Source organism: Myroides sp. NP-2 (genome assembly GCF_014145665.1).
GTDB lineage: Bacteria > Bacteroidota > Bacteroidia > Flavobacteriales > Flavobacteriaceae > Flavobacterium.
In genome coordinates this window covers 70294-96787 of sequence record NZ_JACHTD010000001.1, presented here as the reverse complement: position 1 = coordinate 96787, position 26494 = coordinate 70294, and the positions used below count along the sequence as shown (strand labels likewise).

The window sequence follows — 26494 nt, the reverse complement described above, 5'->3', positions numbered from 1 at the left end:
TCTCAAAGGAATTGAGAGGACCAATATCCCTTTTCACTTATATCGTGAAAAGGGATATTTTTTTTGCGGCAACTTGAAATTATGCGTTCCTTAAACCCCATACGCAACCCCTTACCTAAAATGACGTATTGGGGATGGTGCCACTCCAAAACGCGATTGATGTTTACCTTGCAGTGCTCTTGGAAATACACTACCTCAAAACGCTGCGATAGGGCATAATGTGGCATAGAGGAAGATAAGACCAATAGCCGGTGATTGTCGTCGATTTGATACATTAGTTGAGGCGTATTGTACACTACTTCTTTTGCTTGAAAGTACCGCTGATACCCTGCCACAATAGAATGACCAACTACACTATCACTAAAAACAAATAGTCTTTCGTTGGAATAATGCAACACAAATGCTTCCTTTTTGGTTGTGGACGCAAGAATAAGCTCCGGTATTTTCTTTTCGAATATTGTAGGATACACCCAGGAGAACATAAGCAATACAGAAACTAGCCATGTCGCTCCTATTCCCTTAATACGCGGACGCTTCAACAAAACGCCCAAGGCAAAAAGCCCTACAAAGAGCAAGGCAACCTTTCCGGTTGTTAGATATAAGTCAGACAGGGAAACATTTGCTTTCGACAGCAAGTCCAACACCCAAAAAACAAAACGCGTCCAATACTCAATGACTAGACCCATGTTCTCCTCAATCCAGGGCAATATCCAACCCAAACACAAAAATAACAAACCCAAAAGGAGCAACACAGTAAGTAGAGGTACAACCACGAGATTGCTCAACAAGAACGTAAGTGAAAAGGAATGAAAATAATATAGCTGAAGGGGAAGGACACTACATTGTGCTACAAAAGAGACGTAGATCAAGCCCAAAAAATAATTGATAACTTTGTTTTGCGTATAGCATTTAGTAAACAAAGGCATGAGCCAAACGATTCCCAACACGGCAGTATAACTCAGTTGAAACCCGACATCATATAGCCAATCGGGTTCAAAGAGCAAGCTTAAAAATAAGGTAATTCCCACTATTTCTATAGTCTTTTGTTTACGTCGCCAAGCCACAGCGACAGACAAGAGTGAAAACATAAAAACAGCGCGAAAAACGGACAGTGCGAAACCCGAGAGAAAGACAAATAGCCAGAGCAAACCAATAATTATGAGGTAACGATAGGTTGGCTTTACAAAAGAGGTTAGTTGGTTGAGGAAAACATAGAGAATACCGATATGCAAGCCTGAAATAGCGAGGACATGCATGACGCCCAAATACTGAAATGAAGAAACAAGAGATCCGGCTAATTGGGTGCGATCACCTAGTATAATAGCTCGAAGAATCGCCTTAGTTTGCGGAGACAACTGAGTCGGAGTTTGGATGCGTTTTAGTAAACTACTCCGTATATGGGGTAGGATAAAATCAAGTCTGCTTTGCTCTCTCACCTTATATATCTGACTACAAGACAACTGTTTACCAATTCCCTTTCGCTGCATCACAGCAGCATAGTCCACTTGTCCGCGATTGGCAGGGGAACGAAATGATCGAAAAAAACCAACGGTCGCCCAGGTACTTCCAATTTCAACAGCATCCTCCACTAGTAAAACATGTGCGAATCCGCGTGTACGAATCGAATCTACAGCTTCAACTTCAACGAGAAAACGCGTTTTACCTCCTTGTTGACTCTCTTGTGTTTTTTGCTTTTCCACTATGCGAAACTGGATGACATAGTTTTTTTGGTCCACCACCCTCGTCGCGTAGTTCTTGTATTGGGTGCGCCAATCAGAAAATTGAGTGGCCAAAAAACCAGCGCAAAAACACAAGCTATACAACAGCAAAACTGAAAGATAAAATACACGTGATTGATACATCCAATCGCGCTTACAGTATACACTAAGAACTAGCAGTAGAAACAGCAGACAAAAAACAGGTAGAATCAGCTGTAAACTCAGGTGCGGTTTACACCCAATACCGAGCATAACCGCAGTAGCATAAAACAAAAAAGAGAATTTTAATGGCCTCATAAACTGAGTACATCAAAATTCTCTCCACTATAAGTTAAAAGCTTTGATTTAGATATCTTGATCCATCAAAACTCGGTTTATTTGAACAAATCTTCTTTTGTAGTAATCTTCATTTGTTGAAGAAACGATTACGCCTTTACTTGTTGAAGAATGTATAAATTTAATCTCGTCATCTATGACTTCAGTGATAATTCCAACATGGCTTATTCTAGGTCCTCGTCCCGTTCTAAAGAAGATCAAATCTCCTTTTTGGGCTTCGTTTTTTGAAACTTTATCCCCTACTTTAGCCATAGCGCTAGAGTTTCGTGGCAAGTTCACTGACGTATCGTTAAAAGCATTGACAACAAGTCCAGAACAATCTAGCCCACTTCGGGTTGTTCCTCCAAAGCGATAACGCACTCCTTCAAAGTCAAAAGCTGTGCTCAACACCATATCGGACAAATTTGAATCAACACTTTTTGTTGTACTCATTTCTTCTAAAAGGGATTCTAATTGATTTCGAATCTCTTCATCTTCCTTTTTGCTCTCTTTTAAAACTAGTGTTTCTTTCTTTTTACCGGGGTTTTCTTTATTCGTTGTTGCGGCATGTGTATAACTTGAGCAGACAACGCTCAGACCTAATAAAATTGAGGAAAATACTGTTTTATTTTTCATAGCAAATGGGTTTTTACATAGTAGATTTTCAATTAGAATTTTTAATAATCGCTTCGGCGGCTAAATCACTAGCCCCTCGCCCGCCTAAATTATGAATTAATTTCTCATAATCCAATAAAATTTTATCTCTTTTTTCACTTTTGACAATTTTTTCGAACTCTAATGCGATTCTTTTCGCATTACAGTCGTGTTGAATCAATTCGACTACGACTTCTTCATCCATGATTAAATTAACCAAAGAGATGTATTTTAAGGTAATAATTCGCTTGGCAATTTCGTATGAGATAGTATTTCCTTTATACAGTACTACCTGAGGCACTTTAAACAAAGCCGTTTCCAATGTAGCTGTTCCCGAAGTTACAAGTGCAGCATATGCCACATCTAATAGCGCATAGGTATCATTAGTAATAAAGGAAATATTTTGTCCTTTCAGGAATTGTTCATAAAACTCCGGTTCTTGTCCTGGAGCTCCTGCGATAACAAATTGATATTCGGGGTGATTCTGTACTACCGAAAGCATTTCACCTAACAGGCGTTTAATTTCTTGTTTTCTACTACCTGGTAGTAAGGCAATAATAGGCCGGTCATCCAAGTGATATTTTTGTCGAAAATCTACTTTTTCCCTACTGCGGAATTCCTCAATTTCATCAATTAAGGGATGCCCAACAAAGGTCACGGGATACTTGTGTTTTTTCTCGTAAAAATCTTTTTCAAAAGGCAGAATCACATACATAAAATCCACATCTCGCTTAATGGCTTTGATGCGGTTTTCTTTCCACGCCCAGATTTGAGGAGAGATATAATAATGTGTGGGAATTTGATGTTGTTTGGCCCATTGTGCAATGCGCATATTAAAACCAGGATAATCAATAAAGATCAAAACATCTGGAGCAAAAGCAGTAATATCTTTTTTACACAACGCAATATTTTTCAATATGGTGCGAAGATTTTGAACCACTTCAACAAACCCCATAAAGGCAAGATCTTTGTAGTGTTTAACCAAGGTTCCTCCTACTTTTTGCATCAAATCACCGCCCCAAAAGCGAACTTCTGCTTGAGGATCTTTGGCAAAAATGGATTTCATTAAATTGGCGCCGTGTAAATCACCTGACGCTTCTCCTGCTATAATATAGTACTTCATCTACAACAACTGGGTAATTAATGTAATAATAATAACGGCGAAAATACAGCCTCTAGCTTTATAATCTTCTCTGCGGTTGATGAAAAAAGTGAATATTCCCAAATTCAATAAACTCCCGATAGCAACAATTCTGCCTAACAGCCCTGCTTTGCGGATTAAATCGAAGTTGACAAATAAATCATAATTGGTAAAAAAACGCAAATAAAGCTCCGCTCCTATAACGGTTAAAATCGAACCGATTAAGAACCCCAGTAACATATCTATAATCCTCTTTCTCATCTATACTAATTCCCAATTGTTAATTCTATTGATAGCATGGTGTGCGGTTAAGTCAAAATGAACTGGGACAATCGAAATAAAACCATTTCTCAACGCCCACTCATCGGTGTCTTCTCCTTTATCTTGATTGACAAATTCTCCTTTCAACCAATAGTATTCCTTCCCATTAGGGCTTGTTCTCTTATCAAAATCCTCGATCCAAACAGCCTTAGCTTGTCTACACACTTTAACGCCTTGTATGTCTTCGCTTGGAAGTTTAGGAAAATTGACATTCAACACCACTTCTTTTGGAATCCCCTTTTCAAGAGCTTGCAAGGTAATTTTTTTTACAAAGGAGCGAATTTGATCAAAGTCTGCATTCCAGCTAAAGTCTTGTAGTGAAAATCCAATGGCCGGAATACCACTCATACCCGCTTCTAAAGCTGCACTCATGGTTCCGGAATAGATCACATTAATAGATGAATTCGATCCGTGATTAATTCCCGATACACAAAGGTCAGGTTTGCGTTCAAGTATTTGACCCAAAGCAATTTTTACACAGTCAACCGGTGTACCTGAACAAGCGTATTCGTGTTCTAACTCAGGATCAATATGGACGCGTTCGAGTGTGAGTGTACTGTTAATCGTAACTGCGTGCCCCATTCCAGATTGCGCACTGTCAGGAGCGACCACAACCACATCGCCTATTTCTTTCATTACTTCAATTAAAGCACGGATTCCTGGAGCCGTAATACCATCGTCATTCGTAACAAGTATTAATGGTTTTTGCATCATCTCAAATTTTTAATTACTTTCGTAAAAGTAAGAATTATTATGTAATCCCTTTTGTTATTTCAGACTTTATAAACAGTCAATTACAGCGACTAGCTATCTTATTTTGTGATTTAACAAATAATTATCGACTTACATCTTAATTACTCTACTTTTTTAACTACTTTAGTTTAAAACTATTTAATGAATACTATTGGGGCATTTATGAAAAGAAATTATAAGGTCATTATACTTCTACTTGCAGTTTCTGCAGCTTTATGGAGTTTTAGATCTAAAAAGGAAACGCAGGATCCAGAGAAAGACCAACTCTTGCTAGAATTAGTCACCTATCTAATGGAGCGTACCCATTATGATCCACCCAAGTTAGACGATAAATTTTCTCAGCAGGTATATAGCGAATATATCAAAGCTCTCGATCCGATGAAGCGTTATTTTCTTCAGTCGGACATCGATGAATTTAGCAAATACGAACTTTTAATTGACGATATGATTCAATTAAAAGATCTATCTTTTTTTGATCTAACCTATGAGCGTATCACCCAGCGAATGAATGAAACAAAATCAATCTATAGCGAGGTTTTAGAGGCTCCTTTTGACTATACGCAAATGGAAACTTTTGATGCGGATTACGACAATATGCCCTTTGCTAAAACGCCTGAAGAATTAAAAGATCGCTGGAGAAAGCAAATGAAATTGAATACTTTATCAACGCTTATGGACAATATTAAGATCCAAGAGGGCAAAGATGTGGTAGAAGAAGAGGAGGAAGAAACAGATGAGTATGGAAATACCATTGCAAAAGCAAAGCCAGCTAAAAAAGAGGAGAAACCCAAAGAAATCAAATCGTTCGAGCAATTAGAAAAAGAAGCTCGTGAGACAACGAAAAAATCCTATGACGAATACTATGATGTTGTAACGGACTTAGAGCGCAAAGATTGGTTTACTGTGTACTTAAATTCTATTGTAGAACGCTTTGACCCACACTCTTTTTACTATGCTCCAGAGAACAAAGAGAAATTTGACGCTAGTATGAGTGGAAGCATCGAAGGGATTGGTGCTGTCTTGAGAAAGAAAACGGAAGGAGTTGAAATTGCAGAATTAGTACCAGGTGGACCAGCTTCAAGAGGAAGAGAAATCGAAGTAGGTGATGTGATCTTAAAAGTTGCCCAAAGCAAAGAGGAAGAACCTGTTGATGTTGTGGGTGTACGCCTTGACAATGTAGTTAAACTAATCAAAGGTAAAAAGGGAACAACGGTTTATTTGACCATCAAGAAGATTGAGGGAACTATTAAAACAGTTGCTATCACCCGTGAGGTGATTGAATTTGAAGAAACTTTTGCCAAATCGAGTGTTATTGAGGATGGAGAAAACCGCTTTGGAATTATCCAATTGCCAAAATTCTACATCAACTTTGAAAATAAAGACAACCGCAACGCCTTTACGGATGTTCAAAAGGAAATTATTGAACTCAAGAAACAAAATGTGAGCGGCATTATCATGGACTTGAGAAATAACGGTGGTGGATCCCTTCAAACGGTAGTGGATATGCTTGGGTTATTCTCTAAAGAAGGTCCTGTTGTCCAAGTAAAATCATCGAGAGGAAAGCAACAAGTTTTGGATGACAAAGGAACGCCGATTGTATGGGATGGACCTCTTGTTGTCTTAGTCAACAACTTCTCTGCTTCTGCATCTGAGATTTTCGCTGCGGCAATTCAAGATTACAAGCGCGGATTGATTATAGGTAGTAAACACACTTACGGAAAAGGAACGGTTCAAAACTTAGTTGACCTAAATGAATTGTTGAAAAAACAACCGTATGGCGATTTAGGTGCGTTGAAAATTACCCTACAGAAGTTCTACAGAATCAATGGAGGATCAACGCAGCGCGAAGGAGTTTTAAGTGATATCATCTTACCAGATCGCTATTCCTACATTGACATGGGAGAACGCGACATGGACAACGCTATGCCGTGGGATAAGATTGATCGCGCTAATTACACGCCATACAACAATGACTTCACTTCTGTAATCAACAAAAGTAAGTCTAGAATTGCAGCAAATGAGCAATTCAAATTAATTGATGAAAATGCACAGTGGATCAACGAGAGAAAAGATGAAAAATCAATTTCGTTGAACTTAAAACAATACGAAGAAAAACAAAAAGAGGTTGACGCCAAAGTAAAGAAATTTAAAGCCATTTCGAAATACAACAACAAGTTGACCTTTACCTCTTTGCCTAGTGAAATTGAGCGCATAAAAACCGATACAATTTTAGAGCAAAAAAGAGACAGATGGCATGAATCTTTAAACAGCGATGTTTATGTTGAGGAAGGAATACGCATTCTAAAAGACATTCAACAGCTAACTAAAGTGCCGACGAATACGAAAAAATTTTCTGATAAAAAACTATAATCAGCTAGTTTAATGGCTAGAAATAAGAATAGCAACACCCATATTGCGCTCCGAAAATTCAAAAAAGATTTTCGGGGCGTTTTGTGTTTTTGGATGATCATCTTCTTTATACTACTCAGTGTATTTGCTTATTTTATCATTCCGGATCAATCGCAACACGCCAATGCGGGGGATTTAGCTATTCGGTCAAAACAACCCGGTTTCAGTACGCCTGTATTAGTTTTTCCCAACACGGCTAAAACGACATTTTCGGAATACTGGTTTGGTCGAAAACAAACCGCTGAACAGATTCCGTTGAGCGCTTATCGATTTACGTCTGACACCTTGTTTTACACTCCGTATACCGAATTAAAAGACGCTGCACAAGAAAAAAAGCTAGCACTCCATGCATTTAGTTCGCAAGAACAAACTCAGTTGATCCAGCAAAAAACGCATTGGCTAGGTACAGACAGCCAGGGAAGAGATTATTTGAGTCGCTTGGTTTTAGGGTCTCGCGTATCAATTTCCATCGGATTTATAGCCGTTTCCATCTCTTTGCTTATTGGGATAAGCTTAGGCGCTATTGCAGGCTATTACGGGGGTAAAATAGACGCTTTTATCTTGTGGGTGATCAACATTTTCTGGTCTATCCCTACGCTGCTCCTGGTGATTGCTATCACCTTGGCTTTAGGAAAAGGATTTTGGCAAGTTTTCCTCGCTGTTGGACTGACGATGTGGGTAGAAGTTGCCCGTGTTGTTCGTGGCCAAGTAATTAGCGTCAAACAGCAACAATACATAACAGCCGCAAGAGCATTGGGGTATTCCGATTACAGAATTGTCACCCATCATATATTACCCAATTGCATGGCTCCTGTCATTGTAATCTCAGCAGCAAATTTTGCATCGGCTATCTTAGTAGAAAGTGGATTGAGCTTTTTGGGAATTGGAACTCAAGTGCCCACACCGAGTTGGGGGGCCATGATCAAAGAAAACTACAACTATATTTTAGTAGGTAAAGCTTACCTAGCCCTGTTACCAGGCTTAGCAATGTTCTGTATCGTCATGTGTTTTACGCAACTGGGCAATGCCATTCGAGACGCTTTTGACGTGAGAAAATAATAGAGTTATTTGATGAGAATATGACGGATATCCGATTTGGTTCCGTTGTAAATATTTAGGTCTACCTTGCCATCGATCCCCTTTACCACACCTTTTTCTGTGAATTGCCAAAAATGCCATTCCGGTTTAATTTCCTCAACAAAAAAGTTGTAATTCGCAATCCAAACAATATGATCGGGAAACCACTTCTTTAAATGCGTTGTATAGTAGTGTTCTCCAGAATATAGAATTGGCCGAACGCCATAGTGTTTCTCGACAATTTCCATCCATCGTTTGAGTCCTAGGATCAAGTTTTCCATGGATTGTTGTTTGGGTAAATCTTCGATATCTAATACAGGAGGAAAATCGCCTTCAGAGAGCTTTACGGTAGCAATAAAATTCTCGGCCTGTTTACCTGAATTTTCATCTGGACGATAATAGTGATAAGCGCCGCGAATAAAGTGATTGGCACGTGCTCCTTTCCAATTTAGTGCAAAGGCTTTATCTTTTCCATCATCGCCCATGGTAGCGCGCACAAAAACAAATTCTAGCGGAGCATGTTGCGCAACAGAATCCACCACTTTCCAATCAATTACTCCTTGATAATGGGATACATCAAACCCAATCATACGATCGGAATGACGTTGTAATACCTCTACCGTACGAAAGTCAAAAAAAGATTTTTCATCTGCTTCCTTGCGCTGAGCGCTAAAGAAATACTTGATTCCCTCTTGAAAGGTAATACCAAACCAAACTCCTGCTCCTAGCAGAACGACTACAATACAAATCCACTTCAACCGCGTGAATGTTGTTGATCCTTTTTTCTTTTTTGGACGTCGAGGAGTAGGTTTTCTCTTCGCAGATTGCCTATTATTCACCACTGCAATTGGAGAATTTTTCCCAGTTCCGTATTTCGTAGAAGCCATACTTATAGTAAAAAAGCAAAAATACGCAATTTACATGAACTCCTTCAACTAATTACACTACTGGAGTTTGATCCACTTTTAATACAGGCACAGGCAAGGCAATATTATTCAGCTTAAACTTCTTGTCGATGGCAAAGCGAATATCACTCGATATGCGATCATTATCAAAGGCATTTTCAATAAAGTAGTACAAAATAAAGCGAATAGAAGAATCGCCAAACTGATCGATAAATACAATAGGATGTGGGTGTTTCAATACGTCTGTATTATCTTCTACAGCGGAAAGTAAAACAGCTTTGACCAACTCAACATCGGTACCTATATAGACTCCAACGTCAATTCGCGCACGAATAACAGGATCTTCATGCGTCCAGTTGTACACAATATCATCAATTAATTTGCGGTTGGGAATCACAATATCTTTGAGGTTTCGCGTTTCCACAATCGTACAACGCAAGTGGATGGCCTTTACACGAGCCACTTGTCCATTAATCTCAATTACATCCCCCATATTCAGTGTTTTGTCGAATAAAATATAAATCCCCGCGATGATATCGCGAAAAATATCTTGTAAGGCAAACCCCAACCCCACGAACAAAGCCGCAGATGTAGTCAAAAACATGCTAATGTTTAATCCAACCACGTTCAGTATAAAGAAGAACATGATTACATAGATAAAGTAATTGACAAAATTAAAAACGCTGCGCAAGCGCAACGCAACATCTGGTGGCGAGTTTTTAATAAATGCTTTCCGCAAAAACGTCAATCCATAGCGCGTAATCATCAAGGTAAAAACAATAAATAAAATCGTACCTATGGTTATACTCAATGATTTACTGGCGTAAAGCTCATATTCTAAAAACTTGGAAAGGAGTAGTTTTAAATTCAAAATAATCTCTGTTATTAAGTGGGTCTATAGCATTTGGACTCGTTAATGGTGAAAAAGTCACTTTTTACGAACAATTCAATTGATAAATTTAAAGAAATATAACAAATATTAAAAGAGAAATGACAACTAATCACCTATATGTCTTGTCAATTTCACCAATCTTTCTCTACTTAACCAAATTTTAGAAAACCCGTTTTTTCACTCATCGTTTTAACCATGGATCTAATGCGGAGTACTAAAGCGGTTAACTTCTGTGAATCACGATGTTAAAGCATGATAATTATCACCCCTTGGACTGAATAAAAGCATTATTTTTCGCCTTTACAACTAAACCAAAACCAAATGAAAGTAACACCTTTGCATTCCTTTCACATTCCTGTGATGGGACTCGCTTATACTATTGACAGTCCTATACGTGTGGCACAATATGGATTAGCTTCCACCTTATCTGTTATGGACGATGAGCTAATTGAACGCATGAATAAATTCTACTGTGAGAAATTCGAATTACCTTACCAAGAGATTACGAAAAAGATTGAAGATTTCAGAGCCAAGCGCATTACCGCCTACCTCAACACCTTGGATACCATTGTAAAAACAAAATTCGAATCCCTAAAACAAGACTTGCTAAAAAGCAAGCAAAGCGTAGAAGACTATATCGAAATGTTGCCTACGGTATCAGATATTCGCAAGCAATTACAGACCTATTTAGACGATAAAATTTCGGTAGAAAACTTCAAGCACATCCTCGATACATACCTAATACCCGGAGATATTGACGTCAACATTATGACTAAAGTAGATCGAGAACAGTTTGACAAAAAAGAACCCTTGCCGGCCATCTTTAATGATGCACATGCTGCCTTACGCGGATTTCACAACAGCACCTTGCAATCATCTGTGGTTTTATCTGCGGGGATGAACCCCAAGCTCTTTAGCTACTTTGAAGAATTTGATGCTTTCTATCCCCAACCCGATCAACCTTTAGCGAAAAAAATTATTTTAAAAGTGAGTGACTATAGATCCGCCTTAATACAAGGGAGTTTTTTAGCTAAAAAAGGGCTTTGGGTTTCGGAATACCGCATTGAATCAGGATTAAACTGTGGTGGACATGCCTTTGCTACGGATGGTTATTTATTGGGGGTAATCTTAGAAGAATTTAAAGACAAACGCGAAGAGCTAATAGCAACGACCCATGAATTAATGGTTAAAGCACTTACACAAAAAGGCAAATACGTTCCAGAACAACCCCTACCCCTAAAAGTAACAGCACAAGGCGGTGTAGGAACGGCAGCTGAACATCAATTTTTATTGGATCACTATCAGGTTGATTCTGTGGGATGGGGATCGCCTTTCTTGCTTGTACCTGAGGCAACGTCGGTTGATACCGCAACGCGAGAACTCTTAGCTAATGCCAAGGAAGAAGACTTATACTTGAGTCATGTTTCCCCTTTAGGCATTCCCTTCAACAACATCAAAGGAACAACGAATGAGGAGTATAAAGCGGCTCGCATTGCCAAGAACAAAGCTGGTAGTTCATGTCCTCGCAAGTATTTAGCATTAAACAAAATGCACGATAACGAGGGAATATGTACCGCTTCACGCAAGTATCAAACTATTGAAATCGCTGCTTTAGCCCAAAGAAAAAAGGAGATGAGTGCAGAAGAATACCAGCAGCAATTTCACGCCATAACCGAGAAAGCGTGTTTGTGCATTGGTTTGGCTAATGCCTCTTTTATCGAAAACAACCTCCAAATAAAAGGAGAAGCCCAAGGCGTTGTAATCTGTCCAGGACCAAACATAGCCTATTTTACCAAAGAAGTTTCACTCAAACAGATGGTACAGCACATTTATGGTCGAGACAATGTGATCGATGCTACACATCGTCCTCATTTTTTCATCAAGGAACTTCGTATGTATTTGGATCACTTTAAGGAAGAAAAGCGTCAAATCAAAGGAGATGCCACGGCAATACAGCTCAAAAAATTAGATAAGACAAAGGCTAATTTGATCACAGGTATTGATTACTACAGCGCTTTATTCGAAAGAGATCAAACGTATTTCACAGCAACTAAAGGAGCTATTCTCAATGAATTAGCTCACATCAAAATAGCATTGTTACATGCATAGCCCCTCTAATTAGTTTTTATGTAGTCAGGTTCTCTTTTTGGAGAACCTGACTTTTTTTAACTGTTTTGTCGAGATAATGCATTAGCTCAAGTGCTTTTTCAGTTTTTACGTATAGAATTAAAACACAAACCTATAATTGCTTATACAAATCAAACACCCCTGATTCTCTCGGAAAATTTTTTGGCTATTTTTAAAAGAAAAATGCAGTTAAATCCTACCCTTTTGACCTTTTCTATTTACCTGATATTAATTTTCGGCATCGGGTTTATTGCTTATGTAAAGACAAAAAATTTCTCAGATTACATTTTAGGCGGTAGGCGTTTGGGTGCCGTTGTAACAGCTTTGTCCGCTGGTGCCTCAGATATGTCGGGTTGGTTGTTAATGGGATTGCCGGGCAGTATTTTCGCCTTGGGATTATCCCAGAGTTGGATTGCGATTGGCTTGTTAGTTGGTGCTTACTTGAATTGGAAACTCGTAGCAGATCGATTGCGCACACATACAGAGCTAAGTAACAATGCCTTGACCTTACCTGATTTTTTCCTGTATCGATTTGGAAAAGACGGCCGAGGAGTTAAAACGATTGCTGCGCTTGCCATACTCGTTTTCTTTACTTTGTATTGTGCCTCTGGCATGGTTGCTGGCGCACAACTATTTGCAGTTATTTTTGAGCTCCCGTATAGTCAAGCTTTAATACTGAGCGCTTTAGCCACAATTATCTATACGTTTATAGGTGGCTTTTTAGCCATTAGTTGGTGTGATACTTTACAAGCGACGTTGATGTTATTTGCCTTGCTCCTCACGCCCATTATGCTTGTTGTACACTTAGGGTCTTGGGACCTTGCCCTAGTCCAAATCCAAGTTGCGAGTACACTCCACCACATCTCCTATTCCAACCTCATTCACGATATCAGTTTTGTATCGATTATCAGTGCACTAGCCTGGGGATTGGGATACTTTGGACAACCGCATATTTTGGCGCGTTTTATGGCTGCTGAAAGCGTAAAAACCATGAAAAAAGCACGTCGTATTGGTATGACGTGGATGTTTCTTTGTTTAGGAGGTGCCGTTGTTATTGGATATTTAGGCATTGGGTATTTTCAATTGCATCCAGAGCAAGCGGCTAGCGTACAGAAAAACAGCGAGCTCATCTTTATCGCTTTACTACACAATCTATTTAATCCTTGGATTATTGGCCTGTTGCTATCTGCTATATTAGCGGCAGTTATGAGTACGTTGAGCGCCCAACTATTAATGGCTTCTAGCACGCTAACACAAGATTTTTATCACTCTTTTTTTAGACGGGATGCCCGGCAGTCAGAACTCGTTTGGGTTAGTCGCTTAGCTGTATTGCTTATTTCAATAATTGCTATGGGGATTGCCTCAGAAGAAAACAACAGCATACTGGCTTTGGTTGCACATGCATGGGCAGGTTTTGGCGCGGCTTTTGGTCCGCTCATTCTCTTTGCTTTATTTTGGAAGAAAACAACAGGTAAAGGGGCGTTGACGGGTATCCTCATTGGCGGGTTAACCGTTATTTTTTGGCCAATCTTTCAAGAAAAAGTTTTACACGGTGTAATTTTTGGCTACCATGAACCCCTATACGAGATGATTCCTGGGTTTATCTTGAGTGCCTTGAGCATTTATCTCGTTTCTACCTATGGACCACCAGCTTCAAGGGTGGTACAAGTAAAATTTGACACAGCCAATGCGATTTATCGCAATGAAAGATAGTAGTTTCGCCTTTTCTTGTTTACTCTGTAGGTAAACAAGAAAAGACAACTTGACACGCAGGAGAAAGTAGATTAATCCTTGGCAATTGCAATTTTTACCTTTTTATTTTTCAATCTTGTGTCCCTCAGCTTTTGCAACAAAGGCTTAACCTTCGCTGTTTGAACGGCGACAAAAGCCTGGGTATCGCGTACATCAATTAGTCCGATATCTTCCTTTTGAAGACCTCCTGTTTTAATTAAATAACCAACGATATCTACTTTATTGACTTTGTCCTTTTTTCCAGCACTGATATAAATCGTTTTAAAATCTGTAGTATTGTCAATGGTATAAGTTCCTTTGAGTTGTTCGATGGGCATTTCAGGATCAATAAAGCTATACTGTTCCTCATCAGTGACCATGATATAGACTTTTCCTTTCGCCTTCATACGCGCCGTTCGTCCATTGCGATGAATAAAGGCATCTTCTTTTTCTGGAATCTGGTAGTGAATCACATGCCCAATTTCAGGGATATCCAATCCTCTAGCAGCTAAATCCGTTGAGATTAGGATATGACAACTCCTATTGCGAAACTTCATCAATGCGCGCTCTCGGTCCTCTTGTAACAATCCTCCGTGAAAAGCGCCATTAGCAACTCCTTTTTTTGTCAATGTTTCACTGATTCGCGCTACTGCATCTCGATGGTTACAGAAAACTAAAATCGTATCCTTGCCAATTTTTCCAATCAATTGAATAACAGCCTCTAATTTCTCCTCCGCAGGACAAACCACTTTGCTAAATGTCAATTGGGGTTGGATGGCTTCCGATTTCAAAAACTTTAAGATAGTGGGATTTTCAATACCGGTAAATTCGGGAATTTTCTTCAATGCCGTAGCAGAAGTCAGCATGCGAAACTCAAGTCGATCGAAAGATTGGATGATGTAATCCATATCATCTTGAAACCCCATTTCTAATGCTTTGTCGAATTCATCAATCACATAGCTGTGTACATTTGCTGTATCAAAGGAATTCTCTTCAATATGAAAAGCCACACGCCCTGGCGTTCCTACTAGAACAGCTGGTGGAGACGAGAGATTATTTAATTCAGTACGCGTGGAATGTCCACCATAACATGCATTGATTTTAAAAGCAGTCCCCATCTTCTTAAACACCGCTTCAATCTGTAAAGCCAACTCACGTGTAGGTACAAGAATAACGGCTTGTACACCTTTTACTGCAGGATTTAATCGTTGAACGATAGGCAACAGAAAAGCCAATGTTTTACCCGATCCTGTAGGGGATAATAAAACCATACTGTTTTTCGCCTGCGCGGTTTGAAGGGTTTGAAGCTGCATCTCATTGAGTGCTGCAATCTCCAATTTTTTAAGGATATCTGCTTGATTCATGCGACAAAGGTAGTTGATTTGTATGAAAAGAAATGGAATTAAAATCAGATTCTAATCGAAATAGAGTATACACAAAACACAACACAATTAATATTTTATTAGAAAATAAACATTATAATAAGCTATTAATTACTAATATCAAATAAAATTATGAACAAGAAGTTATTTTAATATAATTTTGAATCCGAATTAAACCCCTGTCTAGAGTATTATACATTTTATTTAATTTAAATTTTAAAAATTATGCGCAAGACAATATACAAGGTCTTCATTATGTTGTTGGTTCTATTAACCTACAGTTGTCAAAAAGAAGAAACCAAAGAATTGGTTTCAAAAAGAGAAGTACAAGGTCTAACTTCACAGCAGTATCAAGCAGATGCAAAACTTTTACAGGAATTTGTTCGCATTGACAAAGTGAATAACCGATACTATTTGGATTTAGAAACAAAAGATCAACAAACAGCTGCTATTTCCAAAAAGGTAGTGGAACAAACTCAACAAATTTCTGCAGCTCATAAAAAGCAATTTGTCGATGAATTGGAGAAACTAAATACTTTCATCCGTGAACAAACTAAAAATAAAGCGGACTATGTAGTTATGGAGACTAGTCGTGATTCACATACTCGACAACTTAGCGACACTCCGAGTTTAGTACCGATGAAAAAAACAGCGAAAAGTCAACAAATAACCAATTCTCTTGTTGGTCATATTAAATTTTTGCCTTCCAAACAACAACCTAAACCTATTGAGGTGTATGCGAAAGATGAAGTTTACACATCACTTTATGTGGCTTCGAACAATTTCATGCCAAATGTAGCCTCGGTATTGATCTGTAAAACAGGCACAACTATACAGGATGACAAATCGACCTCTATAGTCATTTTGACCACTACCCACAACTCTATAACAAAGGTATTTAACTGGAAAAATAAAGAAAAGGGAGAAAAGGTATATTGGAACTTCCGCGGCATTGTCCAAGATCGTTCAGATATTGAGGCTTCTGGGCGTATTTTTAGTGGTCGTTTTGATCCAGATAATGAAGAAACACTATAACAGCTTATCATTTTAGTTGCAATAGGCATGAGGGCACCTGTACTAGGTTGCCTTCTTTTTTTTGCCCCCAAGTCCTTTATCATTTTTAGATTGACCGAACAATAGTTTCGTAGTCAGGGCTAAAAATGCCTTTTAGGGTGACATACGTGCTGGAAAAGTCAGATAGAAAAAAACGCTTTCATTACATAGTCCCCAACTTTTGCACCTGATCCCAGTTCACCCAAAACCATAAAAAAAGCCTCTTCGTTTGAAGAGGCTTTAGTGCGGGTGATAGGACTCGAACCTACACACCTTGCGGCACCAGATCCTAAGTCTGGCGTGTCTACCAATTTCACCACACCCGCAGGTGGCTTAGAACCGCTGTACACTTGTGTACTGTTGTTCTTTTAAGACGTTGCAAATATACAACCTGTTTTTTAATCTGCAAGAAAAAAATAATTTTTTTTTATTCTTATGTTTGTAAGGAATAATATAACTGTATCTATACATACTATGAAAGATTCAAAACAATTTGTTCAAGAAAACAAGCAACGTCTTATAGATGAGTTAATTGAACTACTTAAAAAGCCTTCTATCAGCGCGGATAGTGCGTACTCACAGGACGTAATTAACACGGCTGAGGCGGTAAAAGAAAATTTAATAAAAGCAGGTTGCGACAATGTAGAATTGTGCGAAACTCCAGGATATCCTATTGTATATGGAGAAAAAATCATCGATCCTGCGCTACCAACGGTATTGGTTTACGGACATTACGATGTACAACCAGCAGATCCAATCGAACTTTGGACTTCTCCCCCGTTTGAACCAGTGATTAAAACTACACCGATTCACCCTGAAGGAGCAATCTTTGCTCGTGGAGCATGTGACGACAAAGGTCAAATGTTCATGCATGTGAAAGCGGTTGAATATATGATTGCAACAAATACCTTACCATGTAATGTGAAATTCATGATTGAAGGAGAGGAAGAAGTTGGATCTGTGAGTTTAGGATGGTTTGTCAAAAGAAACCATGACAAATTGAAAAACGATGTTATTTTAATTTCTGACACGGGCATGATTTCTAATCAACAGCCTTCGATCACGACGGGATTGAGAGGATTGAGCTATGTTGAAGTTGAAGTGACTGGACCAAACAGAGATTTACACTCTGGATTATACGGTGGAGCGGTTGCCAACCCAATCAACGTATTAACGAAGATGATTGCTTACTTACACGATGAAAACAATCATATCACGGTTCCAGGATTCTACGACAAAGTAGAAGAGCTTTCACGTGAGGAGCGAGATGAAATGGCAAAACGTCCTTTCTCTTTAGACGAGTACAAAAAAGCATTGGATATTGACGAGGTATACGGAGAAGCTGGGTATACAACTAACGAGCGCAACTCAATTCGTCCTACCTTAGACGTCAATGGAATTTGGGGAGGTTATACTGGTGAAGGAGCTAAGACTGTTATCGCTAGTAAAGCATTCGCAAAAATCTCTATGCGTTTAGTACCAAACCAAGATTGGGAAGAAATAACGGAACTATTCAAAAAACACTTTGAAAGCATTGCGCCTGCAGGTGTAAAAGTAGAAGTAAAACCTCATCATGGTGGTCAAGGTTATGTAACGCCTATCGATTCAATTGGCTATCAAGCGGCTGCAAAAGCGTATGAAGATACGTTTGGTGTTACACCAATTCCAGTACGCTCAGGAGGAAGTATTCCTATTGTGGCTTTATTTGAGGAGGAATTAGGTTCTAAATCAATTATGATGGGATTCGGATTGGATTCAGATGCGATCCACTCACCAAATGAACACTTTGGTATTTTTAACTACTTAAAGGGAATTGAAACCATTCCATTGTTCTACAAATACTACATGGAATTAAGTAAATAATAGCAACTTAAAAAAGCGAGAACCTGAGGTTACTCGCTTTTTTTATGTTTGTTTTTTTCTTCGATCCACAGTGCCATATATTTTGTGCTTTGTGCACTGTGATATTTGAATACTTCATGTAAAAAATGGCTTTTTCTATACGCATCTATTGTGGTATCAATGCCAATCAATTTAGATTTAAACGCCTGAATACAAGCTGTTTTATTATATTTCTTTCGAATTAATTCAATTCCTTTTAGTTGTTTTTCCTGCCAAACTGCTTCTGTTTGATACAGTTCGATTGCTTTTTCAACCAGTTGATCTACCTCTTCAGCAACAAAGCCTGGCCATTCTTCTACTTCTGCCATGGCTTCAATACCCACTGGCGTTGTAACATTGGGTGTTCCCACGCGCATGCCGTCGATAAACTTTCCTTTTATTCCTGCTCCAAAGGCGATAGGTGCTAATAGTACTCTAGCTTGTCCTATGACCGCTAATGCATCTGCTGCTCTGCCATGTACCCAAAAGTTTTCCGTTGGTTTGTGTAATTGCATCACTTTAGCTGAGGGATACGCCCCGTATATATGCAGTTTTACTTGGGGGAGTTGTTTTCGAATCAGCGGCCAAATCTCGGTTTTTAAACGCAGAACCGTATGCCAATTGGGCTCGTGAATGAAGTTTCCAATAAAGACAAATCCCTCTCTTTGATCAAAAGTCAACCAGCTGTTTTGCTCTTCTTGTGAAATCTCGGGCTCTAAGAATGGAAGGACCCAAAGTACTTCTGCTGGCAAGTGAAAATGCTCTACCAACAAATTGTATTCAACCGGAGAAATCAACAAGGTTAAATCACAGCGCATGATACTGGCTAACTCGCGTTTGGTGCGATCACTATACCAATAGTCCGCTATTGTACCCCCTCCTTTTTTAACTAACTCTTGACGCGCATAACGCAAAAAGTGTAAATCCTCCGTATCGAGAATCGTTCGTGCATCAGGGCATTGGGCAGTGATACGCCAACCAAACTGTTCTTCGATCATAAACCGGTCGTACATTACCCAATCAGGTTGTATATTAGCTAAAATCTGATCCGTGCGTTCATCATTGAGGTAAATTGCAACTTCCTTTACCCCAAAAGGAGATAAGTCATCGCTATAAGGCGTTTGCTGTGCGGTAGATCCGAAATAAATCTCCATCTCCCACGATTGAAAAACAGCTAATAATTGCAACATGCGCTTGCCTGCTGCAGATGAACGTGATTCAGGCCATACCTGACCAATCACTACTATCTTTTTTCCTTTTAACGAATGCTCCATCTTACAAAAGTACAGCTTCTAAAGCAGTATCACTCCTTAATTTTTAATCTCTATTATATTTAGTATTTTTGCTGAAAACGAAAAGGAATTATGTTAGGACTAAAACTTTTAACCGATCCAAGATGGGCCAATATTGCGGAATCAAATCTTGAGGAAATCTTGACTGATCACTGTTGGTGCGAACAAAAAGCAGCAACTAACGCCATTACACTAATCACATACAACTCGGAATACGAGGACCTTGTAACCGAATTAACGGATATTGCCATTGAAGAAATGGAGCATTTCAAAATGGTTCACGAAATCATTAAGGAGAGAGGATACACTTTAGGACGTGAACGCAAAGATGATTATGTCAACCAACTCGTTAAGTTTTGCAAAAAAGATGGAAGCCGAAACGATGCTTTTATTGATCGTTTATTATTCGCTGCCATGATTGAAGCTAGAAGTTGTGAGCGCTTTCGCGTACTATCTCAAAACATTAAAGACGAAGAACTCGCTAAGTTCTACTATGATTTAATGGTTTCTGAAGCCAATCACTATACGACATTCTTAAAATTTGCACGCAAATACAGCGAACGTGTTGACGTAGATAAGCGCTGGAAAGAATGGCTTGAATTTGAAGGTAACTTAATTCAGAGCTATGGTACAAAGGAACATATCCACGGATAAACTATAATATGCGAGTAAAGACTCGCATTTTTTATTCCAACTTTTGAACGCATTTCAATAATTTTCGGGCCATACTCTGATAGGCCGGAGTTTTTGCTGTATAGTTAACTTCGATTAATTCAGCAATCAATTTGGCTTGGGTGGGAAATTTCTTACACAACAATACGATCATCTGCATGGCATTGGCTTCTGTCGCTACTTTGGTTTCCGTAGTTAACCACACCAAACTTTGATCAACCAATTGTTCTTCTTGCTGAACAGTCAATAGATGCCCTCGCTTTTCCAACAATAGAACTGCCATTTTACTTGTCAAGCGCTTGACACTCTCATCTGTTACACGCGGTAAATTTTCAATAAAAAAGACAATATAATCATCTAATAAGTGAGGATTCACTTGAACCAAATCGTCTAAAACAATACTCGCTAATACATTTACTTTACTCGTGGGATCAAACGTAAATTCGACTAAAGTTGACAGTACATTCGGTTGTTTTTCGATGTCTTCTCGTATTTTTTTTCTGCTTGCTAAGCTTGTATTTCCTTTGGATAAAATCTTATAAATCATAGCATAAATCGCTTATACTGCTCAATATAAAAGCATTGTATTGGTAAATATACTCCGTTTTTTTTCTATTTATTAAAAATAATAATTGTTTTTTCCATTTCTTATTCTATATTTGTAGAACAAGATCTACACAGATAGATACCTACGCATTTAACCTATTATTCTTACTTTGTTTGCAAAACAAAGTAAGGTCAGAGGAAAAGAGCGAATAGCAGGCATGCATTTAACAAGAACCACGCCTAACAAAAAACGAGAACAATGATAAAATTACCGCAAACAGAAGAACAGTTAATGGAATACATTTGGGATTTAAAGCAGGCTTTTTCCAAGGACTTATTGGAGAAATATCCTAATCCTAAACCAGCACAGACCACTTTGGCTACCTTGTTAAAACGGTTAACAGAGAAAGAGTTTATTACCTATGAAACATTTGGTAATTCAAGAGCCTATACTCCCTTAGTTAAAAAGGAAGATTACTTTGAAACCCACTTAAATACTTTAGTAGAGCAACACTTTAATAACTCTGCTTTTTCTTTTGCTTCATTTTTTACCCAAAAAAGCAAGATGAGTAAAAAGGAATTGGAAGCACTCAAAAAAATTGTAGAAGATCAACTAAAAGATTAATCACATGCTATTATACCTCATCCAAACCACAGTTTTATTGTTTATGACACTTGGGATATACAAGCTTTTTCTAGAGCAGACCAAGATACATGAATTTAAACGCTATTATCTTCTTGCGGCCTTGGTACTTGCGCTGATCTTGCCTTTGGTAAAAATTCCATCTACTAGTCCATTAACTATAGCCAATAGCAAGTTACAGGAACTAAATGAAATAATTATTTCGCCTACAACTTCATCCACAGCGGATGCCGTTTATTCATACATCACTCCATCCACTGTTTTACTTCTACTCTATAGCCTTGGAGTTCTCATCATGTTGATTCGCTTTTTTAAGTCAATACAGCAGTACAAAAAACTAGAACAACGAGGAAGTCTTGTTTACGACCGCGGACAGCGATTTGTTTTGGTAGACCATATCGATACAGCTTTTACCTTTCGAGATACCATTTACCTTCCGCTTTACATTCCCATTGATTGGACCAACAAAATTATCTTACATGAATACAACCATGTAAAGCAACATCATTCCCGCGATATTTTATTCATTGAGATATTAAAAATAGTCTTTTGGTTTCAGCCATTATTATATTGGTATCAACAGCATATTGCCTTAAATCACGAGTTTTTGGCAGATGATACCCTAAATACTTCTAAAGAAGAAACCCAAGCCTATTTACAATTACTATTAACCCAAACCTATCAAAACAATGAACAACCTATGAGTAGTTCATTCAACTTTAACTTAACTAAAAAACGGTTCATTATGCTAACAAAAGTAAACAAACCTCTGCACAATACCCTAGCGGTATTGGGTACATTCGCCTTCATTTGTATTCTAGGCGCAACGACAGTATTTGCACAAGAGCGCAAAAAGGAAAACACAGAAACAACCCGTGTTGGAAAAGAAAATCAATCATCAAATTCTGACGAAGTATATATTGCAGTGACCAAACCAGCGACTTATCCTGGTGGTATGGAAGAGTTTAATAAAGATTTTATTGCGAACTTTAAACTACCTGAAACAGAGCTAACAACAGCGCGAGTGATTCTGATGTTCGTCGTTGAAAAAGACGGAAGCTTAAACGAAGTTAAAATCGTGAAAGATCCAGGTTATGGTATTGGAGAGGCGGCCATAGAAGCTTTGTCAAGAACAAAAAAATGGATTCCTGCACAATATCATGAAAAAGTGGTTCGCAGTCAATTTACCTTACCTATTACGCTAGCTTATCCCCCAACAGAAAAGGAAAACAGTTAACCACCAAAACTAAAGAAATATGAGAAAGATTTATTCTTCGCTTTTTATTTTACTATTTCTACTAGTGAGTGGTCAAACAAAGGTAGTGGCGCAACAAGCTTCGTCAGTATTCCAAGAGTACAACCAGTTTTTAGACGTAAAGTTCTATGATTCCTCACCATATGTAGTGATCAAAGAGGTTGATTTAGCACTACCTGGAGCGACTGCTGTCAACAGACAACCGAGCTTTTGGGATTTTTTGATTATCAATCACTCTGCTCGTTTGGACTATGATGCTTTAGCTCAGATCAACGATAGTATTGTAGTGAGCCAAAAAGTAATTCAGCACCTGGAATCAGATGCTACTTTTGCTCCTTTAGTACAGAACTACCGCGCCAAGGTAGTTGATCATACGCAAGCCAAAGACACGGTTCATATGGATAAAATACTCAACGTAGCAGTTAAGTTCTTTAACCTTACTGGAGTCACAGCTGAAGGAGCTTATAGTGCAAGAGTTTGTGTAGGGATCAACCCTTTAAAAAATACAGAGAGAACGCGTTCACCCTATTTAGAAGCTTTTGCTTTTGATGCTATTATCAACAACTTACGCAGTGAAACTTATCCCTTTTACGACTATTATATTAAAGCGATACAAAAGATTTACAAGTTAAACTTAGGAACGAATGACCAAGATCAATTGCTTCGTGCCCAAGGAGCATTATTTATCCAGATGTTGGATTCAACCGATCTACAGCAACTACTAAAAGATGAATACGAACGCAAGAAAGATATTTTGCCTTTCGTTTTAAGATCCAGCTAAAAAAAAGACAAAAGAGCGAATACTCGCTCTTTTGTCTTTTTTTATTGTAGGAATAACATCTTTTCAAGTAGGAAATTATAGTTAACCCAAGCTTTCTTTTACCTTTTTGGTCAAACTAGCATAAACTAATTCATAGGAATGATCGATCAATTGCTGTAACAAATTCCATTGAACTGATCCACCGAGATGTACGCTATTCCAATGCTTTTTGCTCATGTGATACCCTGGAACAATTTCACTGTAATCTGCGCGTAGTTCTTCTGCCTTTTCTGGATCACACTTTAAATTGACGAAGCAATTGCCTTGCTCCCATTTCGTCAAATTGAGTAGCAAATAGATTTTTCCTCCCACTTTAAACGTCAGGGTTTCCTCGTCAAAGGGAAAATCCTCTGTGGTGCCTAATTTGTTTAGGCAGTAATCGTAAATAATATGTAAATCCATGAGATAGCTATTAAAGTATTTGATATAGAATAGGTTTACTAGGCGAAGCATCATTGACAAAAGAGGCGATCTGCATATTCAGGAGATAAAAGCCATCGTGTACCCAGTCTGGCACATAGATCATCTCGGTTATTGTCGCATCGAATTGTGCGTCTTCATTGACATTATTGATGTCTTTCACATTCCAAAACGCTTTATGCGCCAGTAGCTTGCCTTCGTCTTTTTCTTTGTCCACACTAGGCAAGTCGATCAACAAATGTTTGATGCCTTGCTCGCGTAAAAACAAGGCCGCGGCAGCATCCAAATAAGGTGGATTAGTATGGGAATACTTGCTGTGCTTCTTCGCTGTTGCATTGGGTAAGGTGCGGATGATTACGGCTGTTTGCTGTTGGTTAATCCACAGTGCACGCAGCTGTTCTACCGTTATGATTGCATCACCATTGGCTTGTCTTTGAGGTTCAATCGTAAGAACTTGAGCGTAAAAAACAAACGTCTTCAACGTATCATTAATACTGTAAAAATCGCGGGTAATATGTCCTAAACACTCTGTATGAGTCCCGTGTCCATGAGGGTTAAACGCAATGGTATTAAAATTGGTAGACGATTGTCCTTCACTGACTTTACCGACCCAATCTCCCATTCGAACTGGTTCAATCGACGGCTTGTCTAAATACCACGCAATGGGATTATCATCGGTATTCGTGAGTGGAATAGAGAGATCAATCGGTTGTGAAAAATCCACCGTATAGTTTTGATCGTGAATAGATAGGGTTGCTTTCAAGGTTTTATTTCAAATCTAACCAAAATAAATCAGATGCAATACCATCGCTTAAAAATTTTCCTTTGTCTGTGATCGTTAAGATTCCCTCTTGTTGTTTCATCAATCCATCTGCAATAAAAGAAGCTGATTCAGCTAGCACATAGTTGTGATAATCCGATCCAAATTCGCGTAGAATGCGATCTAGGTCTACCCCCCAAATTGTGCGTAAGCCCGTCATAACGTATTCATTGTATCGATCTGAGAGAGAGAGCTCTTCAATTTCAGAAGGCAATTCTCCTGCTTCAATAGCTTTGATATACAAGGGATTATTAGCGATATTCCAGCTGCGGTACTTGCCGTCAAAACTATGGGCTGAAGGCCCGATACCCAAGTACTTTTTTCCCAACCAATAGGCGGAGTTATTTTTAGAGAAATAACCAGGTTTAGCAAAATTGGACAATTCATAATGAATATATCCCTCTTGTTTTAACTTGTCAATCAATAGCATAAAATGCGCATGAGCCACTTCTTCCTTAGGACTAGGCACAACTCCTTTTTGAATGAGTTTATTCAAAGCAGTACGTTCCTCTACCGTTAAAGCATAGCACGAAATATGTGGAATTCCCAAATCTAAAATACGCTGAATATTTGCTAACCAACGCGTGTTGGACAAATCGGGAATACCGTAAATCAAATCGATAGAAATATTGTCAAAATATTGCGTGGCTTCTTGTAAACATACTACGGCCTCTTCTGCGTTATGGGCGCGATTCATCATTTTGAGATCATCTTCTCCAAAAGATTGGATGCCAATACTCAGTCGATTGACTTTGGACTGAGCTAGGCGTTGTATTGTCAAGGGATCTAGATCATCGGGATTGGCTTCTAACGTAATCTCGGGTTGATCCACCACCACAAACAATTCATAGACCTTTTCGATCAATGCATTTATCTCTTCGACAGCAAGAATACTCGGCGTCCCTCCTCCGAAGTAAATGGTTTCAATGGTTTCGTTGTTTAGCTCTTCCTTACGCAAGACGAGTTCTGATTTTAGCGCTTTTAGCATATCTTCCTTCTTCTTTAAAGAGGTCGAAAAATGAAAATCACAGTAATGACAGGCTTGCTTACAGAAGGGAATGTGAATGTAGATACCTGCCATTATTTTTTTACTCGATCTTGATTTTGTTTAATAAAAGCATCCCAACCGCTATAGGATTTACCTACTACCGCTTTTCCTGAATTGAAGAAATGACAAACGGCGGCGGCTAATCCATCAGTACTGTCCAAGTTTTTGGGCAATTCTTTTAACCCCAACAATTGTTGTAGCATTTTTGCTACCTGCTCTTTACTTGCATTTCCATTACCTGTAATTGCCATTTTAATTTTCTTTGGCTCATATTCTGTAATGGGAATCCCGCGAGAAAGTCCAGCAGCCATTGCAACGCCTTGGGCGCGTCCCAATTTGAGCATCGACTGTACATTTTTTCCAAAAAAAGGAGCCTCAATGGCAATCTCATCTGGACAATGTGTTTCGATTAACTCTATAGTACGCTCAAAAATTCGACGTAATTTAGTATAGTGATCGTCGTACTTATTCAATTGCAATTCATTTAGTTGAATAAATTCCATTTGCTTATTTACAACGCGAATAAGTCCAAACCCCATAATAGTTGTTCCTGGATCAATACCTAATATAATTCTATCTATTGTCAAATTCTCTTTTTTTTCTTTTGTGCTCACCAACC

The 26494-nt window shown here is 38.6% G+C and carries 24 protein-coding genes and 1 tRNA gene; 10 read left to right on the top strand and 15 right to left on the bottom strand.

The genetic code is table 11. The features are described from left to right. Nucleotides 1–2: 2 nt before the first annotated feature. Genes H4K35_RS00450 through surE form a run of 5 tightly spaced genes read right to left on the bottom strand, consistent with a single transcriptional unit; the run spans nt 3 to nt 4860 of the window. A complete protein-coding gene (locus H4K35_RS00450) occupies nt 3–2015 on the bottom strand; it encodes a ComEC/Rec2 family competence protein (RefSeq protein WP_182625424.1) in 2013 nt (670 codons plus the stop codon). A gap of 48 nt (nt 2016–2063) precedes the next feature. Beyond that, nucleotides 2064–2669: a C40 family peptidase gene (locus H4K35_RS00445; RefSeq protein ID WP_182625423.1), complete on the bottom strand. Its 606-nt coding sequence runs from the start codon at nt 2667–2669 to the stop codon at nt 2064–2066. 28 nt (nt 2670–2697) lie between these two features. After that, complete coding sequence (gene lpxB / locus H4K35_RS00440; protein ID WP_182625422.1) at nt 2698–3810, bottom strand: lipid-A-disaccharide synthase; 1113 nt, start codon at nt 3808–3810, stop codon at nt 2698–2700. Next, entirely contained in the window at nt 3811–4089 is a 279-nt protein-coding gene (locus H4K35_RS00435; RefSeq protein WP_182625421.1) for a hypothetical protein, read from the bottom strand. Further along, nucleotides 4090–4860, bottom strand: a complete 771-nt coding sequence (gene surE, locus H4K35_RS00430) for a 5'/3'-nucleotidase SurE (protein WP_182625792.1) — start codon at nt 4858–4860, stop codon at nt 4090–4092. A 183-nt stretch (nt 4861–5043) separates the two neighbouring features. On the opposite strand from surE, the gene H4K35_RS00425 reads away from it, so the two are divergent. Next, nucleotides 5044–7272 carry a carboxy terminal-processing peptidase gene (locus H4K35_RS00425; protein WP_182625420.1) on the top strand — a complete coding sequence of 743 codons (2229 nt, stop codon included), beginning with the start codon at nt 5044–5046 and terminating at the stop codon, nt 7270–7272. Nucleotides 7273–7284: 12 nt separating this feature from the next. Then, a complete protein-coding gene (locus tag H4K35_RS00420; RefSeq protein WP_182625419.1) occupies nt 7285–8370 on the top strand; it encodes an ABC transporter permease in 1086 nt (361 codons plus the stop codon). A gap of 5 nt (nt 8371–8375) precedes the next feature. On the opposite strand, the gene H4K35_RS00415 is transcribed toward H4K35_RS00420, so the two are convergent. Both H4K35_RS00415 and H4K35_RS00410 read right to left on the bottom strand, forming a co-directional pair. Beyond that, a complete protein-coding gene (locus H4K35_RS00415; RefSeq protein WP_182625418.1) occupies nt 8376–9275 on the bottom strand; it encodes a glycoside hydrolase family 25 protein in 900 nt (299 codons plus the stop codon). Nucleotides 9276–9327: 52 nt separating this feature from the next. Next, nucleotides 9328–10164, bottom strand: a complete 837-nt coding sequence (locus H4K35_RS00410) for a mechanosensitive ion channel family protein (RefSeq protein ID WP_182625417.1) — start codon at nt 10162–10164, stop codon at nt 9328–9330. A gap of 342 nt (nt 10165–10506) precedes the next feature. Here H4K35_RS00410 and H4K35_RS00405 point away from each other — a divergent pair, with 342 nt between their 5' ends. Together H4K35_RS00405 and putP are read left to right on the top strand one after the other, a co-directional pair. Then, on the top strand, nt 10507–12294 hold the full coding sequence (locus tag H4K35_RS00405) for a hypothetical protein (protein WP_182625416.1): 1788 nt from the start codon (nt 10507–10509) through the stop codon (nt 12292–12294). Nucleotides 12295–12495: 201 nt separating this feature from the next. Further along, nucleotides 12496–14025 (top strand): sodium/proline symporter PutP, encoded by a 1530-nt coding sequence (putP, locus tag H4K35_RS00400; RefSeq protein WP_182625415.1) that lies wholly within the window; start codon nt 12496–12498, stop codon nt 14023–14025. A 71-nt stretch (nt 14026–14096) separates the two neighbouring features. Here putP and H4K35_RS00395 read toward each other — a convergent pair whose 3' ends face one another. After that, the gene (locus tag H4K35_RS00395; RefSeq protein WP_182625414.1) at nt 14097–15407 is read right to left on the bottom strand and encodes a DEAD/DEAH box helicase; all 1311 of its coding nucleotides are present in this window, start codon (nt 15405–15407) and stop codon (nt 14097–14099) included. Nucleotides 15408–15650: 243 nt separating this feature from the next. Here H4K35_RS00395 and H4K35_RS00390 point away from each other — a divergent pair, with 243 nt between their 5' ends. Beyond that, complete coding sequence (locus H4K35_RS00390) at nt 15651–16460, top strand: hypothetical protein (RefSeq protein WP_182625413.1); 810 nt, start codon at nt 15651–15653, stop codon at nt 16458–16460. Between the two features lie 262 nt (nt 16461–16722). On the opposite strand, the gene H4K35_RS00385 is transcribed toward H4K35_RS00390, so the two are convergent. After that, nucleotides 16723–16804, bottom strand: a tRNA-Leu gene (locus H4K35_RS00385). A 148-nt stretch (nt 16805–16952) separates the two neighbouring features. On the opposite strand from H4K35_RS00385, the gene H4K35_RS00380 reads away from it, so the two are divergent. Continuing rightward, nucleotides 16953–18341, top strand: coding sequence for a dipeptidase (locus tag H4K35_RS00380; protein ID WP_182625412.1), 1389 nt, complete (start codon nt 16953–16955; stop codon nt 18339–18341). Between the two features lie 29 nt (nt 18342–18370). On the opposite strand, the gene H4K35_RS00375 is transcribed toward H4K35_RS00380, so the two are convergent. Further along, the gene (locus H4K35_RS00375; protein WP_182625411.1) at nt 18371–19633 is read right to left on the bottom strand and encodes a glycosyltransferase family 4 protein; all 1263 of its coding nucleotides are present in this window, start codon (nt 19631–19633) and stop codon (nt 18371–18373) included. Between the two features lie 90 nt (nt 19634–19723). Between H4K35_RS00375 and H4K35_RS00370 the strand changes: the two genes are divergently transcribed. Continuing rightward, complete coding sequence (locus H4K35_RS00370; protein ID WP_182625410.1) at nt 19724–20305, top strand: tRNA-(ms[2]io[6]A)-hydroxylase; 582 nt, start codon at nt 19724–19726, stop codon at nt 20303–20305. Between the two features lie 31 nt (nt 20306–20336). Here the strand turns inward: H4K35_RS00370 and H4K35_RS00365 are convergent, their stop codons facing one another. Continuing rightward, nucleotides 20337–20870 (bottom strand): hypothetical protein, encoded by a 534-nt coding sequence (locus tag H4K35_RS00365; RefSeq protein ID WP_182625409.1) that lies wholly within the window; start codon nt 20868–20870, stop codon nt 20337–20339. 258 nt (nt 20871–21128) lie between these two features. Between H4K35_RS00365 and H4K35_RS00360 the strand changes: the two genes are divergently transcribed. The 3 genes from H4K35_RS00360 to H4K35_RS00350 are packed head-to-tail and all read left to right on the top strand — an operon-like array spanning nt 21129 to nt 23548. Further along, nucleotides 21129–21494, top strand: coding sequence for a BlaI/MecI/CopY family transcriptional regulator (locus tag H4K35_RS00360; RefSeq protein WP_182625408.1), 366 nt, complete (start codon nt 21129–21131; stop codon nt 21492–21494). A 4-nt stretch (nt 21495–21498) separates the two neighbouring features. Continuing rightward, nucleotides 21499–22749 (top strand): M56 family metallopeptidase, encoded by a 1251-nt coding sequence (locus tag H4K35_RS00355; RefSeq protein ID WP_182625407.1) that lies wholly within the window; start codon nt 21499–21501, stop codon nt 22747–22749. Nucleotides 22750–22768: 19 nt separating this feature from the next. Next, on the top strand, nt 22769–23548 hold the full coding sequence (locus tag H4K35_RS00350; RefSeq protein WP_182625406.1) for a hypothetical protein: 780 nt from the start codon (nt 22769–22771) through the stop codon (nt 23546–23548). 81 nt (nt 23549–23629) lie between these two features. Here H4K35_RS00350 and H4K35_RS00345 read toward each other — a convergent pair whose 3' ends face one another. Genes H4K35_RS00345 through ruvC form a run of 4 tightly spaced genes read right to left on the bottom strand, consistent with a single transcriptional unit; the run spans nt 23630 to nt 26462 of the window. After that, entirely contained in the window at nt 23630–23989 is a 360-nt protein-coding gene (locus H4K35_RS00345) for an MmcQ/YjbR family DNA-binding protein (RefSeq protein ID WP_182625405.1), read from the bottom strand. A 10-nt stretch (nt 23990–23999) separates the two neighbouring features. Continuing rightward, a complete protein-coding gene (locus H4K35_RS00340; protein ID WP_182625404.1) occupies nt 24000–24770 on the bottom strand; it encodes a cyclase family protein in 771 nt (256 codons plus the stop codon). Between the two features lie 4 nt (nt 24771–24774). After that, nucleotides 24775–25908 (bottom strand): radical SAM family heme chaperone HemW, encoded by a 1134-nt coding sequence (hemW, locus tag H4K35_RS00335; RefSeq protein WP_182625403.1) that lies wholly within the window; start codon nt 25906–25908, stop codon nt 24775–24777. Next, nucleotides 25908–26462, bottom strand: a complete 555-nt coding sequence (ruvC, locus tag H4K35_RS00330; protein WP_182625402.1) for a crossover junction endodeoxyribonuclease RuvC — start codon at nt 26460–26462, stop codon at nt 25908–25910. The genes hemW and ruvC overlap by 1 nt, the downstream gene beginning before the upstream one ends. Between the last annotated feature and the right edge of the window lie 32 nt (nt 26463–26494).

What these genes read in the sequence shown, in the direction of transcription:
- H4K35_RS00450 (WP_182625424.1), bottom strand. Translation starts at nt 2,015, where the DNA reads ATGAGGCCATTAAAATTCTCTTTTTTGTTTTATGCTACTGCGGTTATG.
- H4K35_RS00445 (WP_182625423.1), bottom strand. Translation starts at nt 2,669, where the DNA reads ATGAAAAATAAAACAGTATTTTCCTCAATTTTATTAGGTCTGAGCGTT.
- lpxB (WP_182625422.1), bottom strand. Translation starts at nt 3,810, where the DNA reads ATGAAGTACTATATTATAGCAGGAGAAGCGTCAGGTGATTTACACGGC.
- H4K35_RS00435 (WP_182625421.1), bottom strand. Translation starts at nt 4,089, where the DNA reads ATGAGAAAGAGGATTATAGATATGTTACTGGGGTTCTTAATCGGTTCG.
- surE (WP_182625792.1), bottom strand. Translation starts at nt 4,860, where the DNA reads ATGCAAAAACCATTAATACTTGTTACGAATGACGATGGTATTACGGCT.
- H4K35_RS00425 (WP_182625420.1), top strand. Translation starts at nt 5,044, where the DNA reads ATGAATACTATTGGGGCATTTATGAAAAGAAATTATAAGGTCATTATA.
- H4K35_RS00420 (WP_182625419.1), top strand. Translation starts at nt 7,285, where the DNA reads ATGGCTAGAAATAAGAATAGCAACACCCATATTGCGCTCCGAAAATTC.
- H4K35_RS00415 (WP_182625418.1), bottom strand. Translation starts at nt 9,275, where the DNA reads ATGGCTTCTACGAAATACGGAACTGGGAAAAATTCTCCAATTGCAGTG.
- H4K35_RS00405 (WP_182625416.1), top strand. Translation starts at nt 10,507, where the DNA reads ATGAAAGTAACACCTTTGCATTCCTTTCACATTCCTGTGATGGGACTC.
- putP (WP_182625415.1), top strand. Translation starts at nt 12,496, where the DNA reads ATGCAGTTAAATCCTACCCTTTTGACCTTTTCTATTTACCTGATATTA.
- H4K35_RS00395 (WP_182625414.1), bottom strand. Translation starts at nt 15,407, where the DNA reads ATGAATCAAGCAGATATCCTTAAAAAATTGGAGATTGCAGCACTCAAT.
- H4K35_RS00390 (WP_182625413.1), top strand. Translation starts at nt 15,651, where the DNA reads ATGCGCAAGACAATATACAAGGTCTTCATTATGTTGTTGGTTCTATTA.
- H4K35_RS00380 (WP_182625412.1), top strand. Translation starts at nt 16,953, where the DNA reads ATGAAAGATTCAAAACAATTTGTTCAAGAAAACAAGCAACGTCTTATA.
- H4K35_RS00375 (WP_182625411.1), bottom strand. Translation starts at nt 19,633, where the DNA reads ATGGAGCATTCGTTAAAAGGAAAAAAGATAGTAGTGATTGGTCAGGTA.
- H4K35_RS00370 (WP_182625410.1), top strand. Translation starts at nt 19,724, where the DNA reads ATGTTAGGACTAAAACTTTTAACCGATCCAAGATGGGCCAATATTGCG.
- H4K35_RS00365 (WP_182625409.1), bottom strand. Translation starts at nt 20,870, where the DNA reads ATGATTTATAAGATTTTATCCAAAGGAAATACAAGCTTAGCAAGCAGA.
- H4K35_RS00360 (WP_182625408.1), top strand. Translation starts at nt 21,129, where the DNA reads ATGATAAAATTACCGCAAACAGAAGAACAGTTAATGGAATACATTTGG.
- H4K35_RS00355 (WP_182625407.1), top strand. Translation starts at nt 21,499, where the DNA reads ATGCTATTATACCTCATCCAAACCACAGTTTTATTGTTTATGACACTT.
- H4K35_RS00350 (WP_182625406.1), top strand. Translation starts at nt 22,769, where the DNA reads ATGAGAAAGATTTATTCTTCGCTTTTTATTTTACTATTTCTACTAGTG.
- H4K35_RS00345 (WP_182625405.1), bottom strand. Translation starts at nt 23,989, where the DNA reads ATGGATTTACATATTATTTACGATTACTGCCTAAACAAATTAGGCACC.
- hemW (WP_182625403.1), bottom strand. Translation starts at nt 25,908, where the DNA reads ATGGCAGGTATCTACATTCACATTCCCTTCTGTAAGCAAGCCTGTCAT.